Source organism: Niabella terrae, assembly GCF_054783135.1.
The window spans coordinates 1-16672 of record NZ_BAAGRD010000042.1; the positions used below are offsets into that span (position 1 = coordinate 1).

Below are 16672 nucleotides of genomic sequence, written 5' to 3' on the forward strand. Positions count from 1 at the left end.
TTGGATTACTTCAAGGAGTTGCAATCACGCCATCAGGTTAGCTAAGGAACCGCCGTATACGGAACCGTACGTACGGTGGTGTGGGAGGTCAGGTAGCGAAATAATCGCTACCTTCCTACCCGATTTTAATTTTCAGTATTAAGTCCTTTAGCCTTTTTTTGTTTCACTGACAACAAAGGATTCGATCAGATCGAAAAGATTGCTGTTGCCCTTATTTTGCTGCTCCCTTTCAAACTTATCGGTCAGGGCAACGGCCAGCCGGTACAGATCCTCTGTGGCACTCCGGTTGATCATCTCCGCAAAAGCCGGAGGTTGCTTTTCTTCTTCAATATCTCTCAGATAACACAAAGCTTCCACCACTTCAAAGTGGGTTTTCTGCCAGGAATCAAAACCATTGGGAAATTCATGGGTGGTCATAAACTATATTTTAAGCGTGATGGACAACCGGTATTATTCCGGCTTATTGCGCGCTGAATTTATATATCGTAGCCGTCTTGTAGACAGATCCCGGTTCCAGCGTCGTGGAAGGAAATGCCGGCTGATTCGGAGAATCCGGGTAATGTTGCGTTTCCAGACAAAATGCAGTACGGTAATCGTTCTTGGTGCCGTATTTCATATTGAATTTGCTGTCCATGAAATTTCCGCCATAAAACTGCAGACCGGGTTCCACTGAAATGACTTCCATGCTGATGCCTGACTGATCACCGGTGATCCGGGCTACTGTACGCATAGCGCTGCCGTCACCACCTACAACAAAATTGTGATCATAGCCCTTGCCATATTCCAGCTGGGTGTTTTTTTCGTCCACCCGGGCGCCAATGGCTGTCGGGTTACGAAAATCAAATGGGGTGCCGGCAACATCCTGGAGTTCGCCTGTGGGTATCAGTGTGGCATCCACCGGTGTATAACTGTTGGCATTGATCTGCAGCAGGTGGTTGTTAATGGTGCCGCCGCCATTCAGGTTGAAATAGGAATGATTGGTCAGGTTGCAGACCGTGGTTTTGTCGGTTGTGGCTTCATAGTCGATTTTGAGCTCCTTGGAAGCCGTCAGGGTATAGACTACTTTAGCTTTCAATGTGCCCGGAAAACCCTGCTCACCGTCGGCAGAAGTATAGGTCAGGACCAGGGTACTGTCGTTGGTCTGTTCAGCGTCCCATACCTGATTGTGGAATCCTTTTTTCCCGCCATGCAGGGTGTTTTTACCATTATTTACATTCAGGCTGTATTCCGTGCCATTCAGGCTAAACTTTCCATTGGCGATGCGGTTGCCATAACGTCCGATAATGGCACCGTAGAAATCCACAATATCATGCATGTCCTTTAAATTGGAAGGGCCTACGATGACATCTACTTTATTACCCTGCTTATCCGGAACCAGCAGGTTCACGACCCGGCCGCCATAGTTGGTAATTCCGGCTTCAATCCCGTTGTTTTCCAGATAGAAAATATTGACCTGTTTGCCGTCCAGGGAATCTTTAAATGCATCATTATCTGCCAGCGCGGGCGAAGCAACACTGGCTTTTTCTGTGGCCTCAGTTGATTTTTCGTTGCCGGGAGATTTACAGGAAAGGAAGGCGGTTGCCGAGAACATTAAGGTAACTATGAGATGGCTTTTTTTCATTTGACAATTTTTGTTTTAAGAATGAATACTGCAATATATTAATTAATAGGTTAACTTTCAATTTGTAATGCAATACGAAATAATTTTAACAGAAGACGGCAGCCATACGGTCCGGCAAAAGGAATCGGGTGTGAGTTTTCATTCCACCCGGGGTGCCCTGCAGGAATCACGGCATGTATTTATTGAATCAGGGTTGGAATACCTTCTGAAACATCGGGACGCGGTCAAAAAGCCGTCGGTGTTTGAAGCAGGCTTCGGTACTGGTCTCAATGCGCTGCTTTCTGCAATGACGGCCGCAGCCCATGGAACCTCACTAACCTATACGGCAGTGGAAGCCCATCCATTGCCGGTCAGCATTTTTGCCGCCCTGAATTATCCCCAGTTACTGGGCGAAACCGAATTGTATAAGACCATCACCCAGACGCCCTGGAACCAGCAGGTTTATATCAGCCCGTTTTTCAAACTCAACAAGACCATCGCGGATATCCAAAGCTATGTCTTCAGCGACAGGTTTGATTTGATATATTTTGACGCATTCGCTCCCAACGACCAGCCGGAGCTCTGGACCGCACCGCTTTTTCAACGGTTTTTCGAAGCCCTGCAACCCGGGGGACTGCTGGTGACCTATTGTTCCAAGACATCCGTGCGCAGGGATCTGGAGTCGGTAGGATTCCGGGTGGAAAAAATACCCGGACCACCGGGTAAAAGGGAAATTATCCGGGCCTTCAGAGCGGCCACGGTCTAGATCAATACTGTTCCTGTTCGTTCGGGAAATCTGCGGTTTTTACATCGGTGATGTATTTTTTTACCGCTTCAGTGGCCTGGTCATAAATATTGAGGTATTGGCGGAGGAATTTGGGGTGGAATTCAGTATTGATGCCCAGCATATCATGCATCACCAGGACCTGTCCGTCACAATATTGGCCGGCGCCAATTCCAATAACCGGGATTTGACTTTTTTCGGTCACTTCCTTCGCCAGCAGGGCGGGGATTTTTTCCAGTACAAAGGAGAAGCAGCCGGCTTCTTCCAACAGCAGGGCGTCATTTTTGAGTTTTTCCGCTTCGGCAGTTTCCTTGGCCCGCACATTATAAGTCCCGAACTTATATATGGATTGCGGGGTGAGACCCAGATGTCCCATAACCGGGATGCCGGCAGATACAATTTTTTTTATCGATTCGATAACTTCTTCGCCACCTTCCAGTTTAATGGCGTGGGCGCCGGTTTCCTTCATGATACGGATGGCAGAAGCCAGGGCCAGTTCGGAGTTGGACTGATAGGATCCAAAGGGCAGGTCCACGACTACCAGGCAGCGTTGTACGCCCCGAATGACAGAACTCGCATGATAGATCATCTGGTCCAGGGTAATCGGCAGGGTGGTCTCATGTCCCGCCATTACATTCGAGGCAGAATCGCCCACCAGGATGACATCGATTCCGGCATGATCGATGATACGGGCAAAAGAATAATCATATGCAGTAAGCATACTGATTTTCTCACCACCGGCTTTCATTTGCGCGAGGGTATGGGTGGTGATCCGTTTTACTTCTTTATTTACTGACACAATAAATTACTTTTAAACGTTTATAAGGATGAATTGACGCCAAACATCCTGCAAGATATCTATTAAATCATTTACTCGAGGGCTTTAGAAATAACTTCCTCATAAAGTGCATGAATCAATCCGTCTGCCAGACCGATCTTGGGAATCAGGATTTCTTCGGTACCGGACCATTTCAGGATATTGATATATATAAGCAGTGCGGGTACGATCACATCGGCACGGTCTTCACGTAACTTGTAAAAACTCATTCTTTCCGAGAGACTGAGGCTGCTCATTTCCTTATAAAAATCACGCAGTAATTCCAGGGGTAGTGGTTTGCCCTCCTTTTTTTTAGATAGGGAAAATACTTTGTTGATATTGCCACCCGAACCGACCGCGGTAATTTTTTTGACGCCTTTGGTCTGCTCGCGTACAACGGATTTCAGCGACTCCCATTGTTCCGGTTCCACCTGTTCCTTTAACAACCGGATGGTCCCGATATCAAAGGACTCGCGGTACAGGACCGTCCCGTTCATAAAAAATGTCAGTTCGGTACTGCCGCCACCTACATCGATGTACAGAAATATGCGGTCTTTTTCGGAGGCTTCGATCCCATGGGTTTCATAAATAATGGAAGCTTCCCGGTCTCCCGAAATGATCTCAATCTGCACACCTGTTCGCTCCCGTATATTTTCGATTACAGCAGCGCCGTTGCGGGCATCCCGCATGGCTGAAGTGGCGCAGGCTTTCAGGTGCCGTACGCCGTAAGCATTCAGGAGATGTTTGTAAGCTTTAATGGTTTCCAGCAGTTGTTGCTCCTTCTGCGGTGAAATCATTCCCGTGTCAAAGACATCGAAGCCCAGCCTGAGCGGAACCCGGACGAGATTGGATTTGATAAATTCGGGTCTTTTACTTTTGTCATGGAAAATGTCTGTGATCAAAAGCCTCGCGGCATTACTTCCGATATCGATGGCGGCTAACTTCAATACTTGTCTGTTTTTTGTTTCAGGTAATTATATACGGCTTCCTGGGAACGCACCAGCGCCGCACCCTTTTCCTGGTGCACATATTCATTGGTAAGCTCGTTGTTTAAAATGCGGGCCTTGGTATTGTCGGCCAGTTGTATATTCAGTATATCGATCAACTCCTGTTTCAATTCTTTGTTTTTAACGGGGCAGGTCGCTTCTACCCGGTGCTCGAGATTGCGGATCATCCAGTCTGCGGAAGATAGGTAAACTTTTTGATTACCCCGATTGTAGAACACGAAGACCCTCGCATGTTCCAGGTATTCATCAATAATACTGATGGCCTGGATGGGCCGGATAAATTTTTTATTTTCCGATTGCATGCAGAAGATGCCCCTTACGATCAGTTTGATAACGACGCCGGCTTTGGCGGCGTGATTGAGCCGGTCGATCAGGTCGGCATCAGCCAGGGAATTCATCTTCAGGATGATTTCTGCATATTTCCCTTTTTTGGCCATATGGATCTCATGATCTATAAGTTTATGAAGGGCGGTTCTGATGATATGCGGACTGGGGATGATGGTTTTACAGGTTTCCAGAACGGACTTGTTGGCTTCCGGTTTTTGGAGAAAACTGAAAATGCGTTCAATATCTGCCATCATGTAGCGGTTGGAAGTAAGGAGACAGTGATCTCCGTATAATTCCGCTGTTTTTTCATTGACATTTCCGGTACTGATAAAACCGTATCGGAAAGTCTTGTTTTTGATTTTCTTTTTGATGATACAAATTTTGGCATGGACTTTCATGTCGGTCAGCCCAGTAAGGACATTGGCCCCCGCTTCCGTGAGTACCTGCTGCCAGTTCAGGTTGGCTTCTTCATCGAACCGGGCTTTTAACTCCAGCATCACCGTTACTTCTTTTTCGTTACGCACCGCATTGACCAGTGCGTTGATGATTTTAGACTGGGATGCCAGCCGGTAACAGGCGATTTTTATGGATACCACATCCGGATCAAAAGCCGCTTCCCGGATCATATCGATTACCGGCGTAAAACTGTGATAGGGGAAATGCAGTAAAACATCCCGGTGCTGAAGTACATCAGCGATACGCCGGTTGGTCAGCAGGGGATGCAGGAATGGCTGTTTTCTTTTGGTGGTTGATTTGAATACTGCTTGCGGAAATTCCATGAAATGCCGGAAATTATGAATGCTGCCACTGGGCATCAGGTTGTCTTTTTTGGACATGCCCAGGCGGTTCATCAGGTATTCCAGCAAGCCCTGATCCATTTGTTCGTCATAGGCCAGGCGGATGGGTTTGCCTTTCTTGCGGTTCCTGAGCCCTTTTTCCAATTGTTGAATCAGGGAAGTTGTGTCGGCGTTATCGATGTCCAGTTCCGCATCCCGGGTGAATTTAAAGATATAAGCCTGATACTGGTCATAACCGAGGAAGCCAAATACCTCGGGCAGGTTGAATTTTATAGCATCTTCGAGCAGCATAATATCATGACTTCCTGCAGGGGAAGGCAGGACAATGAAACGGGACCCGACGGCCTGCACCGGCATTTCGATGATTGCATACCGACGATCTGCGGGATCGGCCTTGCGGGAGAGAACAACGCCCAGAAACAGGGACTTATCCCGCAGGTTGGGGAATTTTTTGATATTCTCCACCATTAGCGGATTGATATTGGCGCTGATTTCCTGATCGAAATACTGTCGGACAAAGGTTTTCTGCTGCCGGCTCAGCTGCTGGTCATTTTTCAGAAAAATCCGTTGCTGGTTCAATGCTTCCTGTACATCCGCCCAGACCCTGTCAAAACGCAGCTGCTGCTGGGTGATCAGCCGCTGGATTTCATCCAGGATTTTCTGGGGGTTTTTCTCGGCATGCATCTTCAGTTTGGTCTCGATCTGGAGCATTCTTTTCAGTGAAGCCACCCGCACCCGGAAAAATTCATCCCGGTTATTGGAAAAAATCGCCAGGAATTTCACGCGTTCCTTAAGGGGAACACCCGGGTCGGCTGCTTCCTGCAGCACCCTGCCGTTAAACGAAAGCCAACTGATATCTCTGGGTATTAATTTCAACATCGATGAATTGTTTTCAATATAAAGAAAATTATCGGTAAATATAGGCCCGGGGCGGCCTGATACCACCTTTGCAGTTTTAAGGAATTATTATCATTTTACCCTGCGGACAGCGGCTCTCCAACGGTATGAAACGGGGTCAAGTATTCTCGCTGATCCTTAGCTTTCAATTGAATTTTCCCTTACTTTTGCACTCCCCGGAGGGGTTCTTCGGGCAAAATTTTAGCCGTGGCAACGAAATTTTCTAATGAGACTTATTTGTATTGGTACGAGTTAATGCAATTGATCCGTCAATTTGAGTTAACCGCTGAAGAAAAGTATAAAATGGAAGGGAAAATTCGCGGTTTCTTCCATGCCTATGTCGGACAGGAAGCGATAGCAGCCGGCTGTATGACTGCGACCAAACCTGAAGATATTTTCATAACGGCCTACAGGGACCATGGACTGGCAATTGCCAAAGGCGTTTCTGTAGACAGTTGCATGGCGGAGTTATATGGGAAAGCGACCGGTTGTGCCAAAGGAAAGGGCGGTAGCATGCACTTTTTTGGTAAAAAAGAACATTTCTACGGAGGACACGGCATCGTAGGTGCACAGATTGGTACCGGTACGGGCCTGGCTTTTGCGGAAAATTATAAAGGGACTGATAATGTCGTACTTTGTTTCTTCGGTGACGGGGCTGCCCGTCAGGGTATCCTGCATGAAAGCTTTAACCTGGCCATGCTCTGGAAACTGCCGGTGATCTATATCTGCGAAAATAATAATTATGCCATGGGAACCTCCGTTGAACGGACTTCCAATGTGACCGATATTTACAAGCTGGGTGCCGGTTTTGACATGCCTTCCGAAGTGGTGGATGGTATGCGGCCGGAAACCGTACATGATGCGATTGCTGCAGCAGTAAAACGGGCAAGGGAAAAGGGCGGCCCCACATTGCTTGAAATTAAAACCTATCGGTACAAAGGGCATTCCATCAGTGATCCGCAGAAATACCGGACCAAGGACGAAGTCGAAGAATACAAGTCCAAAGATCCGATTGCTGTACTCAGAAAGAATCTGATCGATAACAAACTTGCAAATGAGGAGCAGCTTAAAGAAATAGATACCCGCTGTGAAGAAGTCGTGGCACAGTCCGTTAGTTTTGCGGAAGAAAGTCCTTTCCCGGATGATGACGAGGTATTAAAAGACGTATATATGGATCAGCAATATCCTTTTATTGTTGATTAATTTATTTTAAATCAGTATTCAAAAAAAATGGCAGATACAACCAAACAACAGTTTGATAATGATCAGATTGGACATGAAAGCTCTTTAGATAAGGCGCAGCTGGTCTGGCAAAAAAACCGTAAGTCCATCCTGATCGTATTGGGCGCACTGGTGGTTTTGTTCGGCGGGTATTTTGGTTATAAACAATTTTTCCTGAAACCGAAAGAAGAGGAGGCTGCGGAGAAAAGTTTTAAAGCGGAAGAATATTACCGCATGGATTCCGTGAGCAAGGCCCTCAACGGAGACGGGGTAAATCCCGGCTTTGTCAGTATCGCCGGTAAATACAGCGGTACCAAGGCAGGCAACCTGGCGAACTTTTATGCAGGTGTCTGTTATGTCAAACTCAATCAGAATGACAAGGCAGTACAGTACCTGAAAAAATTCAGTTCGGACGCCCCGCAGATCCAGCAAAGAGCCTATCTGTTACTGGGTGATGCCTATGGCGACCTGGGTAAAAATAAGGAAGCCCTGGACTATTACAAGAAAGCCGCATCGCATTTTGAAGCCGACCAGCAGGCCTGTTCAGAAGCATTGTTCCGGGCGGCATTTCTGGCCCAGCAGGTACTGAACAATAAAACAGAAGCAATTGCTTTATACAAAGAATTAAAACAGAAATTCCCCGGCACCCAGCATGGCTTTGAAGCTGATAAATACCTGGCACAGTTGGGAGTTTACAAGATTGATTAATTATGGCCTCTACAGGAAACAGTAAGGTAATTCATAGCGATACAGGCATCTTTAAACAGGATGCCTTTATTGTTCTGGTCAAGACAGAATGGAATGCTTCGATTACAGACGAACTGGAAAGGGGATGTCTGGAAGAGTTGCAGGCGCGCAATGCCCGGGTAGAAACCCTGGTGGTACCGGGCAGTGTCGAGATTCCCTTCGCCATCAAAAGGCATTGGAGCAAAGCCCATCAGCTGCTCGACGAGCCGCATGCCTATATTGCCCTGGGCTGCGTGATTCAGGGGGACACCCCCCATTTTGACTATGTTTGCCGGATGGTGGCAGACGGTATCACGCAGTTGAATATGAAATTGCCGGTACCGACGATTTTTGGCGTGTTAACTGTCAACACGGAACAACAGGCACTGGACCGCCTGGGAGGCAGCCATGGTCATAAGGGTCGGGAAGCGGCCATTACCGCCCTGAAAATGATCGATTAAGCAGCTGCTCGTCCAGCTTCCAACGGTGCTTTCCAAAGAACTATCAGATTATGCGTAAGGTACATATTTTTATACCCTGTTTTGTGGACCAGCTCTATCCTGAGACCGGTTTTAACATGGTAAAAATATTGGAAAAATGGGGCTGTGAAGTGGTATACAATGCCGACCAGACCTGTTGCGGTCAGCCCGCTTTTAATGCCGGTTTCTGGGAGGAGTCCAGATCGGTCTGCAATAAGTTTCTTCAAGATTTTAAGGATGCCGAATATATTGTGGCTCCCAGCGCCAGCTGCGTGGGCTTTATCCGGAACTATTATCCCAAATTATTCGACAATTCTTCGGCACATAACCAGGTGAAAGCATTGGGTACGCGTTGTTTTGAGTTTTCTGAATTTTTGCTGGAGGTACTTCGAGTGGAAGACTGCGGTGCCGTACTGGAAGGCAAAGCCACGTATCATGACAGTTGTGCCGGTCTGCGGGAATGTGGGATTAAAGCAGGCCCCCGAAAACTCCTGGAGCATGTCAGCGGTCTGGAACTTACCGAAATGAATGATGTGGAAACCTGTTGTGGATTTGGGGGAACTTTCGCCGTCAAATTTCCGGGGATTTCACTGGGTATGGGTGAGCAGAAAGTAGAAAATGCACTGGCCACCGGCGCCCGTTACCTGATCAGCACCGACCTGTCCTGCCTCATGCACCTGCAGGGCTATATTGACGGGAAGGGTTACGATTTAAAAACCATGCACCTGGCCGATGTACTGGCCAGCGGCTGGTAGTCCCTCTTTTTCAGCCGGCTACCATACAGTCAGTCTGCTGCGCGGGCATCAGGCTTTTTCCAGTGCCTGCTCAATATCATATAGAATGTCATCCGGGTATTCCAGTCCCACAGATATCCGGATCAGTCCGGGTGTGATGCCAACCTGCAGTTGTTCCTCAGGACTCAGTTTGGAATGGGTGGTACTGGCAGGGTGGGAGGCAATGGAACGGGTATCACCCAGATTAGGCGTGAGTGACAGCATCTCCAGCGCGTCCATAAAACGGCGTCCCGCTTCTACACCCCCCTTAATTTCAAAACATACAATGCCGCCACCGGCTGTCATCTGCTTTTTGGCAATTTCATATTGGGGATGGGAAGGCAGGAAAGGGTATTTTACCCATTCCAGCTTGGGATTTTTTTCCAGTGCGGTAGCCAGTTGCAGGGCATTTTCGGAATGTCGCTGTATCCGGACTTCAAGGGTCTCCAGGCTCTTGGAAAGCACCCAGGCATTAAAAGCCGAGAGGGAAGGACCGGAATTGCGACAGAACAGATAGATCTCATGAATCAGCTCTTTGCGCCCGGCGACCACACCACCCAGAATCCGGCCCTGGCCATCGATCCATTTGGTGGCAGAATGAATGATCAGGTCCGCTCCGTAATCCACCGGTGTTTGCAGGAAGGGGGTGGCAAAACAGTTGTCTACATTATAGATCAGCTGGTGCCGTTTGGCAAACTGTCCCGCCTTTTCCAGATCGATAATTTCCAGTTGGGGATTGGTCGGGGTTTCCAGATAGAGCATTTTGGAATTCGGTTGTACTGCAGCGTCCCAGTTGTCAATATCTGCCGCATCCAGCAATGTATACTGGATGCCGAACTTTTTCAGAAATTTGGTCACCACCGTATTGGTGCCACCAAACATGGAACGGCAACAAAGCAGGTGGTCACCTGACTGCAGCAGGGCCATGAAGGAACTAAAAACGGCCGCCATACCGCTGGCTACAGCAAAGCCGGCTTCGCATTTTTCCAACAAGGCAATTTTATGTGCGAACTCATCGACCGTGGGATTGCTGTAACGACTGTAAATATTGGCTTCGTTTTCATCTGCAAAAGCCGCACGCATATCTTCCGCTGTATCAAATACAAAACTGCTGGTCAAAAATGCCGGACTGGCATGTTCCATATGCGCCGTCCTTGTTGTCTGCGTACGAATGGCGATGGTCGAGGGGTGTAATTTTCTTTCTGTATTCAAGTAAGTAGTAATTATAATATTGGAATATCCCGCTATTTATGCTGCGGGATGTATATGCACCTTTGTTTTAATGGTGGCACCGGCCCTGACCAGGGTGATGGCCACCGAACAATATTTGTTCAATGAAATTTCCACGGCACGATTGGCTTTACCGGCATCAACGTTCCCGGTGATATCGAAAATCATTTCAATCTCTTTCCACAGGGAGGGCTCCACATCCGGTTCCCTGCTTCCGTTCACTGTCACTTCATAACCGGTAATTTCCTGACGCTGTTTTTTCAGAATACTGATCACATCGATACTCGCACAGGCAGCCAGCGCATTGAGCAGTAACTGCATCGGCCGGGCACCGTATTCCTGACCACCCATGCCGGGGTTGGTATCTGTTTTAACGATGGTACCGTTCTCATTTACCGTATCGAATCCATAGTCACCGCTGACCCTTTTGAGCTTTACCGTATTCATCTTAAAAATTTAAGGTGCAAAAGTATTTTAAATAGCGGAGCTTTCCAACAGGCGCAACCGGATAAGTTTTTGACATTGAAGGGCTGGTAAAGCATGTCTTAGGCAAAGCCATAAAGGCGTCGACCCGAAACTGCTGTCCTATATTATTATAAGTCAAATATTTAAGGTGGCCATTCCGGCAAAAGCCTGGCAGCACTCAGGGTGTACTGCCCCTGTACTAATTGTTGTTTTCGTCCAGGGCGGCTTTCCGATCCGAAGCGTACCCCGCTTTGATGGCTTCCAGTTTTTTCAAAAAGGGTCTGATCGATGCGACGGCCTCATTATCGGAACTGCCATAGGAGATACTGTGGCTGTAATTTCCCTGTTTGACCGTTGCCCGGATATCACAACCATCCGAGCAGATATTGCAGTAGTTCAGGTCAAGGGCATCGAATTTTTCGAGATCCAGCAAGGCAACCAGCTGCTTCCAGTCTGCTTCGTTGGTGGACCCGTCAAAGCGTTGGTGTGACGCACTGCAGGAAGAGGGAAAATACAGGTAGCGGGCGTCCTGCCGGTTGAGTTGCAGGGAATCTCCCGGCGCACACCAGCCACATGCCGTAGCAAGACTGATTTGAAGGCTGCTTTCATCCATTACGGCATTGTTTTTCTTACAGGCCAGGGAAAAAAATAAAATCAAAACGGTCATATACAGCAGAAATCGAAACATAATACAAGATTTTTGATGATGATGACCGTTGTATTTGCCGGTCGATCTGTTTTTGGGCACATTGCCTAACGGGAAGACGATAAGGTGCCTGAAAACGCAACCCGGTTGACTTTAGTGAATCAAAGGATTTCGATACTTTTGGACAAATATTGATAAAGACATTATTGTGAAACTGAATTACTTTCCCTTTAACTTAAAATTCCGGCATCCTTTTACCATTTCCAAAGGTACAAAAACCCATCAGCCCACATTGATTGTGGAATTGGAGCATTTTGGGCTGAAAGGCTACGGAGAAGCCCCCGCGATCACCTATTATGATATTACGGTAGACGCCATGATCAGCGATCTGGAGGCTAAAAAGACGATGATCGAGAAATTTGCCTTCACCGAGCCCGACCGGTACTGGCATTTCCTGCATCATTTACTGCCACAGAATCCTTTTCTGGTCTGCGCCCTGGATATGGCCGCCTGGGATATTTTCGGCAAGATATCCCGAAAACCGCTCTATGCAATTTGGAAACTCGATACCGCCCGCAGTCCGGTAACAGACTATACCATCGGGATTGACAGCGTTGATAAAATGGTGGCCAAGCTGAAGGAAAAGCCCTGGCCGGTCTATAAAGTAAAGCTGGGTACAGCCGAAGACATCCGTATCATTGAAGCCCTGAGGGCTGAAACCAGTGCCGTCATACGGGTGGATGCCAATGCCGGCTGGGATCTGGAAACCGCTATGCGCTTATTGCCCCGTCTGGAGGAATTGGGGGTCGAATTGATTGAGCAACCCCTGGCCAGGGATAACTGGGAGGGAATGAAATCCCTGTATGCGGCCAGCCGGATTCCGCTGATCGCTGACGAAAGCTGCGTGTCAGAGCAGGACGTAGCCCGCTGCGAAGGCCATTTTCACGGTATTAATATCAAATTGACCAAGTGCAGCGGCATTACGCCCGCTTTACGAATGGTGAAAGATGCCCGCAAAAGAGGCCTGCAGTTGATGTTTGGGTCGATGAATGAATCCACCGTGGGCTCGGCAGCCCTTGCGCATCTGGCACCCTACGCGGACTATATGGATATGGATGGTCCGCTATTGCAGCAGGAGGATGTCGCCACAGGTCTGGACTTTGACCAGGGGCGTATCGTTTACAGCGCCGATCCGGGATTGGGCATCCGGTTTACCGGCCTGTACGAGCGGTAAGCCCGGGAATTCGAAAAAGCTTAAGGAGATGAACGATATTCATTTTTTAAACAGTGCCATGGCGCAGTTTCGCAACTACAAAAGCCTGGCAGACCGCTGTTTCCTGCAGTTGCAGGAGGCAGACTTTGGTTACCGCCCCAACGAAGCCTGTAATTGTCTGGCGACCATCATTACCCACCTGCATGGCAATATGATCAGCCGCTGGACGGATTTTCTGACAGAAGATGGTGAGAAGATCTGGCGGGACCGCGATCAGGAATTCATCGATACTTCCCTGTCCAAAGTCCGGTTGCTTGAGCTGTGGGAGGAAGGCTGGCAGACCGTATTTGATGCCCTGGAGGGACTGCGTCCCGGAGATCTGGATAAGATCGTTTATATCCGGGCGCAACCGCTGACAGTCCTGGAAGCCATACACCGGCAGATGACCCACTATGCCTCCCATGTGGGACAGATCATATATATCAGCAAAATGCGGGCTTCGGGTAACTGGAAGCCGCTGACCATTGCAGTGGGCAAGTCCGCAGATTATAATGAACGGATGCGCCGGAAAGGGGCAGAAAAATAATAAGTAGCATGGCAGAAGATTTACATATCGTACAGGGCACGAAAGCCGAACAATACGAATCACTGCTACCGCAGCTGAAGGGATTGCTGGAGGGGGAACCGGATCTGGTGGCCAACCTGGCCAATACCGCAGCCGCCCTGAAAGAACAGTTTCAATGGTGGTGGGTCGGTTTCTATCTGGTGAAGGAAGGAGAACTGGTCCTGGGCCCCTTCCAGGGTCCGGTAGCCTGTACCCGAATCGCCCGGGGGCGGGGTGTCTGTGGCGACAGTTGGGAGGCGGCCCGTACCCTGGTGGTAGATGATGTGCTGGCATATCCTGGTCATATCGCCTGCAGCAGTCAATCACGTTCTGAGATCGTCGTACCACTGATGCGGGAGGGGGAAGTCTGGGGCATACTGGATGTTGACAGTGCGCATCCGGCTCATTTCGACGATACCGACCGATATTATCTGGAAAAAATTGCGGCAATGATACCTTCATGAGCCTGCAAACCCGCCATATTATTGTTACCGGAAAGGTCCAGGGTGTTTATTTCCGGCAATCCGCCCGTAAGACCGCATTGGCGCTGGGGCTGACCGGCACGGTAGAAAACCTACCGGATGGCAGGGTGCGTATCCTGGCTACCGGTAGCCCTGCTGCGCTGGAACAATTCCTGGAATGGTGTCGTCAAGGACCGGTGATGGCCCGGGTGGCATCTGTGGAGTATCAGGAAACCGACCTGCAGCCATACGAGCATTTTTCTATCCTGTAAACCGAACCAGGCAGCCGCTTTCAGCGAAATGATGTAAAAAACCAGCAGAAGAAAAAAGGTTATATACCGTCGGGCATATAACCTTTTGTTCAGGTGTTCATGAAGTAAGCCGTAGCAATTAACGGTATTTAGTCTACAGGTTCAGCGTCGCTTTTACCTGATCAAAATCCTTAATATCCACTCCTTTTCGGGCCATATGGGTCATTTGGGTAGCTTCAATGAAAGCAATTCTGACATAAAGGGTGACCGGCGTGGTATATAAGCTATAAGTAACCGGATTCCAAAAGGAAAGGGTGATCCGGGTATTGGTATTCGAAAGGGAAATAGCACCGAAACTCATCTTGGTGACATAATTGTAGACCGCACCAGCAACATTGCCATTCAGATCGGAGGGGGCATACCTCCATACGCTTCCGTTATTACTGATATAGACCAATACCGTGCTTTTATCCCGGATTGCTTTGGATACGGGCAGGTCAATGTTCGTATAACCACCTGAAGAGGTTCTGGGACCCACCTGATACATGATGACATTCGCATTCCCGGTATCCCCTTTATCGCCCTTGGGCCCTTTCAGACTGGTGCCGCTTCCCCAGCCGGAACTGGTTTTGGCGCCGAATAAAATGCCGGTGCTTGTCTGGAAATAAAAGTCACCTACTGCGCCCACTGATGTCGTGGGCGCAGCTGTACCGCTTAAAAGTCGGGTGCCCGCTGCTCCTGTGCTACCTTTTGCGCCGGTAGCTCCTTTCAGGCTGCTGCCGCTTCCCCAACCGGAACCGGTCTTGGGTCCAAAAAGTACCGAACTACCTGTCTGCAGATAGAAATCGCCTATCGCACCGATATTGGCCGCAGGCAGGCCGCTACCTGATAATATTTTTGTACCGTCGATACCGGCAATACCCTGATCGCCTTTTTCACCCTGGACACCCACTTCACCTTTGGAACAGGAAAATAAGTGTAACATCAGTACGCTCGCAAATAGAAATACCAGTTTTTTCATTTTTTTATTTTTAATTGTGTTTAGTTGAGCCTTTTCACAGGCGGTTTAATGATGGAATGAAATATTTGAGTATCGATTATGGAATATCGATCCGGGGCATTTTATGTTTTCATTTGTTTATCGTTTAATCACAGGTCCTGGGCAGTGGGCTTTCTCCCTGTTTTCAACACGAAATTAGCGGGCCGTACCTACCTGAATTACCCCCTAAAAGGGGTTTTTCTATTATGGACGAGAACGAACTTTACTATTATATCCACTCTGATTTTTATGCCCGATTCGCGGACCATTTAATAAAGCAGGGATTACGCACCAACAGTGAAAGCCTTTTCGTTTGAACCATTGCCTGGTCCAGGCAATCCCGATTCATAGCTAAAGTCGGGACCGCGTAATTCTTGTCATTCCGAACCTTGAGTACACCCGTTTGATTTTCTTATTGACATTGGAAAATTTGATATTTAGTTTTGCTGAAAATATTTTTAACTTAATTTAGATGCGTCATATGATGCTGACTTTGTCGAAAGCCCTTCGTGCGCAGGCGGGAAGTCAATGATCGATGGCCTGCCGGATTTTCAGGATCCCGGGAAGCAGAACAATCACCTACAATTAAAAATGTATACATGAAAAAATTACTGATTCTTGCATGTGTTTTCTCCGGTTATGTACAGGCGCAAAATGATAGTCCGAAGTTGACCGAAGTCTGGCAGCCCGAGCCCAAAATTGTTACGCCGGGTGCCACTGCTGCTACTGCACCGGATGATGCCATTGTACTTTTCGATGGAAAGAATTTTTCTGAATGGGAACCCGAAAAAGGGGGCGGGGAGGTCCAATGGAAACTGGAAGACGGTGCCATGACGGTAGCCGGCGGTAAAGGTGCCATCAAAACCAAAAAAGCATTTGGTGATTGTCAGCTGCATATCGAATGGCGGACGCCGGCCGTTGTAAAAGGAGACGGACAAGGCAGGGGCAATAGCGGTATTTTTTTAATGAGCCATTATGAACTGCAGGTCCTGGACAGTTATAAGAACCGTACTTACAGTAACGGCCAGGCCGGTAGCATCTATAAACAGCTGCCGCCCCTGGTGAATGCCTCACGTAAACCGGGCGAATGGCAGACCTATGATATCATCTTTACGGCACCCCGATACGGCAAGGATAGTACCGTGAAAACCCAGGCCCGTATTACCGTCATTCATAACGGCGTACTGGTACAGAACAATGCCACCATCTGGGGCGGCACTGAGTATATCGGAATCGCCAGTCCGGTACATCTTGGTGATGCAGAGCCGATCATTTTGCAGGATCACGGTAATCCGGTAAGCTACAGAAATATCTGGATCCGGGAACTTTAAGTCC

At 48.4% G+C, this 16672-nt stretch carries 19 protein-coding genes; 10 read left to right on the forward strand and 9 right to left on the reverse strand.

The annotated features are described in order from the left end of the window. Positions 1-147: 147 nt before the first annotated feature. Together ACYVI9_RS17955 and ACYVI9_RS17960 are read right to left on the reverse strand one after the other, a co-directional pair. The gene (locus ACYVI9_RS17955) at positions 148-417 is read right to left on the reverse strand and encodes a hypothetical protein (protein ID WP_460767472.1); all 270 of its coding nucleotides are present in this window, start codon (positions 415-417) and stop codon (positions 148-150) included. Between the two features lie 43 nt (positions 418-460). Continuing rightward, complete coding sequence (locus ACYVI9_RS17960) at positions 461-1621, reverse strand: aldose epimerase family protein (protein WP_460767475.1); 1161 nt, start codon at positions 1619-1621, stop codon at positions 461-463. A gap of 67 nt (positions 1622-1688) precedes the next feature. On the opposite strand from ACYVI9_RS17960, the gene mnmC2 reads away from it, so the two are divergent. Beyond that, complete coding sequence (gene mnmC2 / locus ACYVI9_RS17965; protein WP_460767477.1) at positions 1689-2366, forward strand: tRNA (5-methylaminomethyl-2-thiouridine)(34)-methyltransferase MnmC2; 678 nt, start codon at positions 1689-1691, stop codon at positions 2364-2366. Between the two features lies 1 nt (position 2367). On the opposite strand, the gene panB is transcribed toward mnmC2, so the two are convergent. The 3 genes from panB to ppk1 form a co-directional block, all read right to left on the reverse strand. Further along, complete coding sequence (gene panB, locus ACYVI9_RS17970; protein ID WP_460767480.1) at positions 2368-3183, reverse strand: 3-methyl-2-oxobutanoate hydroxymethyltransferase; 816 nt, start codon at positions 3181-3183, stop codon at positions 2368-2370. A gap of 71 nt (positions 3184-3254) precedes the next feature. Then, entirely contained in the window at positions 3255-4148 is an 894-nt protein-coding gene (locus ACYVI9_RS17975; protein ID WP_460767482.1) for a Ppx/GppA phosphatase family protein, read from the reverse strand. Continuing rightward, positions 4145-6211 carry a polyphosphate kinase 1 gene (ppk1, locus tag ACYVI9_RS17980; protein WP_460767485.1) on the reverse strand — a complete coding sequence of 689 codons (2067 nt, stop codon included), beginning with the start codon at positions 6209-6211 and terminating at the stop codon, positions 4145-4147. The genes ACYVI9_RS17975 and ppk1 overlap by 4 nt, the downstream gene beginning before the upstream one ends. Positions 6212-6436: 225 nt before the next feature. On the opposite strand from ppk1, the gene pdhA reads away from it, so the two are divergent. From pdhA to ACYVI9_RS18000, 4 genes are read left to right on the forward strand one after another with little or no spacing between them, the layout of a single operon-like run. Further along, complete coding sequence (gene pdhA, locus ACYVI9_RS17985; protein ID WP_460767488.1) at positions 6437-7432, forward strand: pyruvate dehydrogenase (acetyl-transferring) E1 component subunit alpha; 996 nt, start codon at positions 6437-6439, stop codon at positions 7430-7432. A 27-nt stretch (positions 7433-7459) separates the two neighbouring features. Beyond that, the gene (locus ACYVI9_RS17990) at positions 7460-8158 is read left to right on the forward strand and encodes a tetratricopeptide repeat protein (RefSeq protein ID WP_460767491.1); all 699 of its coding nucleotides are present in this window, start codon (positions 7460-7462) and stop codon (positions 8156-8158) included. Positions 8159-8160: 2 nt separating this feature from the next. Further along, positions 8161-8637: a 6,7-dimethyl-8-ribityllumazine synthase gene (ribH, locus tag ACYVI9_RS17995; protein ID WP_460767494.1), complete on the forward strand. Its 477-nt coding sequence runs from the start codon at positions 8161-8163 to the stop codon at positions 8635-8637. Between the two features lie 50 nt (positions 8638-8687). Then, a complete protein-coding gene (locus ACYVI9_RS18000; protein WP_460767496.1) occupies positions 8688-9410 on the forward strand; it encodes a (Fe-S)-binding protein in 723 nt (240 codons plus the stop codon). A gap of 48 nt (positions 9411-9458) precedes the next feature. On the opposite strand, the gene ACYVI9_RS18005 is transcribed toward ACYVI9_RS18000, so the two are convergent. The 3 genes from ACYVI9_RS18005 to ACYVI9_RS18015 form a co-directional block, all read right to left on the reverse strand. Further along, the gene (locus tag ACYVI9_RS18005; RefSeq protein WP_460767499.1) at positions 9459-10640 is read right to left on the reverse strand and encodes a trans-sulfuration enzyme family protein; all 1182 of its coding nucleotides are present in this window, start codon (positions 10638-10640) and stop codon (positions 9459-9461) included. Between the two features lie 36 nt (positions 10641-10676). Continuing rightward, positions 10677-11105 carry an OsmC family protein gene (locus tag ACYVI9_RS18010; RefSeq protein WP_460767503.1) on the reverse strand — a complete coding sequence of 143 codons (429 nt, stop codon included), beginning with the start codon at positions 11103-11105 and terminating at the stop codon, positions 10677-10679. Between the two features lie 217 nt (positions 11106-11322). Beyond that, positions 11323-11811: a hypothetical protein gene (locus tag ACYVI9_RS18015; protein ID WP_460767507.1), complete on the reverse strand. Its 489-nt coding sequence runs from the start codon at positions 11809-11811 to the stop codon at positions 11323-11325. A 166-nt stretch (positions 11812-11977) separates the two neighbouring features. Between ACYVI9_RS18015 and ACYVI9_RS18020 the strand changes: the two genes are divergently transcribed. From ACYVI9_RS18020 to ACYVI9_RS18035, 4 genes are read left to right on the forward strand one after another with little or no spacing between them, the layout of a single operon-like run. Continuing rightward, the gene (locus ACYVI9_RS18020) at positions 11978-13003 is read left to right on the forward strand and encodes a dipeptide epimerase (protein WP_460767510.1); all 1026 of its coding nucleotides are present in this window, start codon (positions 11978-11980) and stop codon (positions 13001-13003) included. Positions 13004-13031: 28 nt separating this feature from the next. Continuing rightward, the gene (locus ACYVI9_RS18025; RefSeq protein WP_460767513.1) at positions 13032-13568 is read left to right on the forward strand and encodes a DUF1572 family protein; all 537 of its coding nucleotides are present in this window, start codon (positions 13032-13034) and stop codon (positions 13566-13568) included. Between the two features lie 8 nt (positions 13569-13576). Then, a complete protein-coding gene (locus ACYVI9_RS18030) occupies positions 13577-14050 on the forward strand; it encodes a GAF domain-containing protein (RefSeq protein WP_460767516.1) in 474 nt (157 codons plus the stop codon). Next, a complete protein-coding gene (locus tag ACYVI9_RS18035; RefSeq protein ID WP_460767519.1) occupies positions 14047-14319 on the forward strand; it encodes an acylphosphatase in 273 nt (90 codons plus the stop codon). The genes ACYVI9_RS18030 and ACYVI9_RS18035 overlap by 4 nt, the downstream gene beginning before the upstream one ends. Positions 14320-14452: 133 nt before the next feature. On the opposite strand, the gene ACYVI9_RS18040 is transcribed toward ACYVI9_RS18035, so the two are convergent. Further along, positions 14453-15319, reverse strand: coding sequence for a hypothetical protein (locus ACYVI9_RS18040; protein ID WP_460767522.1), 867 nt, complete (start codon positions 15317-15319; stop codon positions 14453-14455). A gap of 617 nt (positions 15320-15936) precedes the next feature. Between ACYVI9_RS18040 and ACYVI9_RS18045 the strand changes: the two genes are divergently transcribed. Further along, positions 15937-16668, forward strand: a complete 732-nt coding sequence (locus ACYVI9_RS18045) for a 3-keto-disaccharide hydrolase (RefSeq protein WP_460767525.1) — start codon at positions 15937-15939, stop codon at positions 16666-16668. Positions 16669-16672 lie beyond the last annotated feature (4 nt).

Excerpts from the sequence above, each read along its gene's own strand:
- ACYVI9_RS17955 (WP_460767472.1), bottom strand. The coding sequence starts at position 417 with ATGACCACCCATGAATTTCCCAATGGTTTTGATTCCTGGCAGAAAACC.
- ACYVI9_RS17960 (WP_460767475.1), bottom strand. The coding sequence starts at position 1,621 with ATGAAAAAAAGCCATCTCATAGTTACCTTAATGTTCTCGGCAACCGCC.
- mnmC2 (WP_460767477.1), top strand. The coding sequence starts at position 1,689 with ATGCAATACGAAATAATTTTAACAGAAGACGGCAGCCATACGGTCCGG.
- ppk1 (WP_460767485.1), bottom strand. The coding sequence starts at position 6,211 with ATGTTGAAATTAATACCCAGAGATATCAGTTGGCTTTCGTTTAACGGC.
- ACYVI9_RS17990 (WP_460767491.1), top strand. The coding sequence starts at position 7,460 with ATGGCAGATACAACCAAACAACAGTTTGATAATGATCAGATTGGACAT.
- ribH (WP_460767494.1), top strand. The coding sequence starts at position 8,161 with ATGGCCTCTACAGGAAACAGTAAGGTAATTCATAGCGATACAGGCATC.
- ACYVI9_RS18000 (WP_460767496.1), top strand. The coding sequence starts at position 8,688 with ATGCGTAAGGTACATATTTTTATACCCTGTTTTGTGGACCAGCTCTAT.
- ACYVI9_RS18010 (WP_460767503.1), bottom strand. The coding sequence starts at position 11,105 with ATGAATACGGTAAAGCTCAAAAGGGTCAGCGGTGACTATGGATTCGAT.
- ACYVI9_RS18015 (WP_460767507.1), bottom strand. The coding sequence starts at position 11,811 with ATGTTTCGATTTCTGCTGTATATGACCGTTTTGATTTTATTTTTTTCC.
- ACYVI9_RS18025 (WP_460767513.1), top strand. The coding sequence starts at position 13,032 with ATGAACGATATTCATTTTTTAAACAGTGCCATGGCGCAGTTTCGCAAC.
- ACYVI9_RS18030 (WP_460767516.1), top strand. The coding sequence starts at position 13,577 with ATGGCAGAAGATTTACATATCGTACAGGGCACGAAAGCCGAACAATAC.
- ACYVI9_RS18035 (WP_460767519.1), top strand. The coding sequence starts at position 14,047 with ATGAGCCTGCAAACCCGCCATATTATTGTTACCGGAAAGGTCCAGGGT.
- ACYVI9_RS18040 (WP_460767522.1), bottom strand. The coding sequence starts at position 15,319 with ATGAAAAAACTGGTATTTCTATTTGCGAGCGTACTGATGTTACACTTA.
- ACYVI9_RS18045 (WP_460767525.1), top strand. The coding sequence starts at position 15,937 with ATGAAAAAATTACTGATTCTTGCATGTGTTTTCTCCGGTTATGTACAG.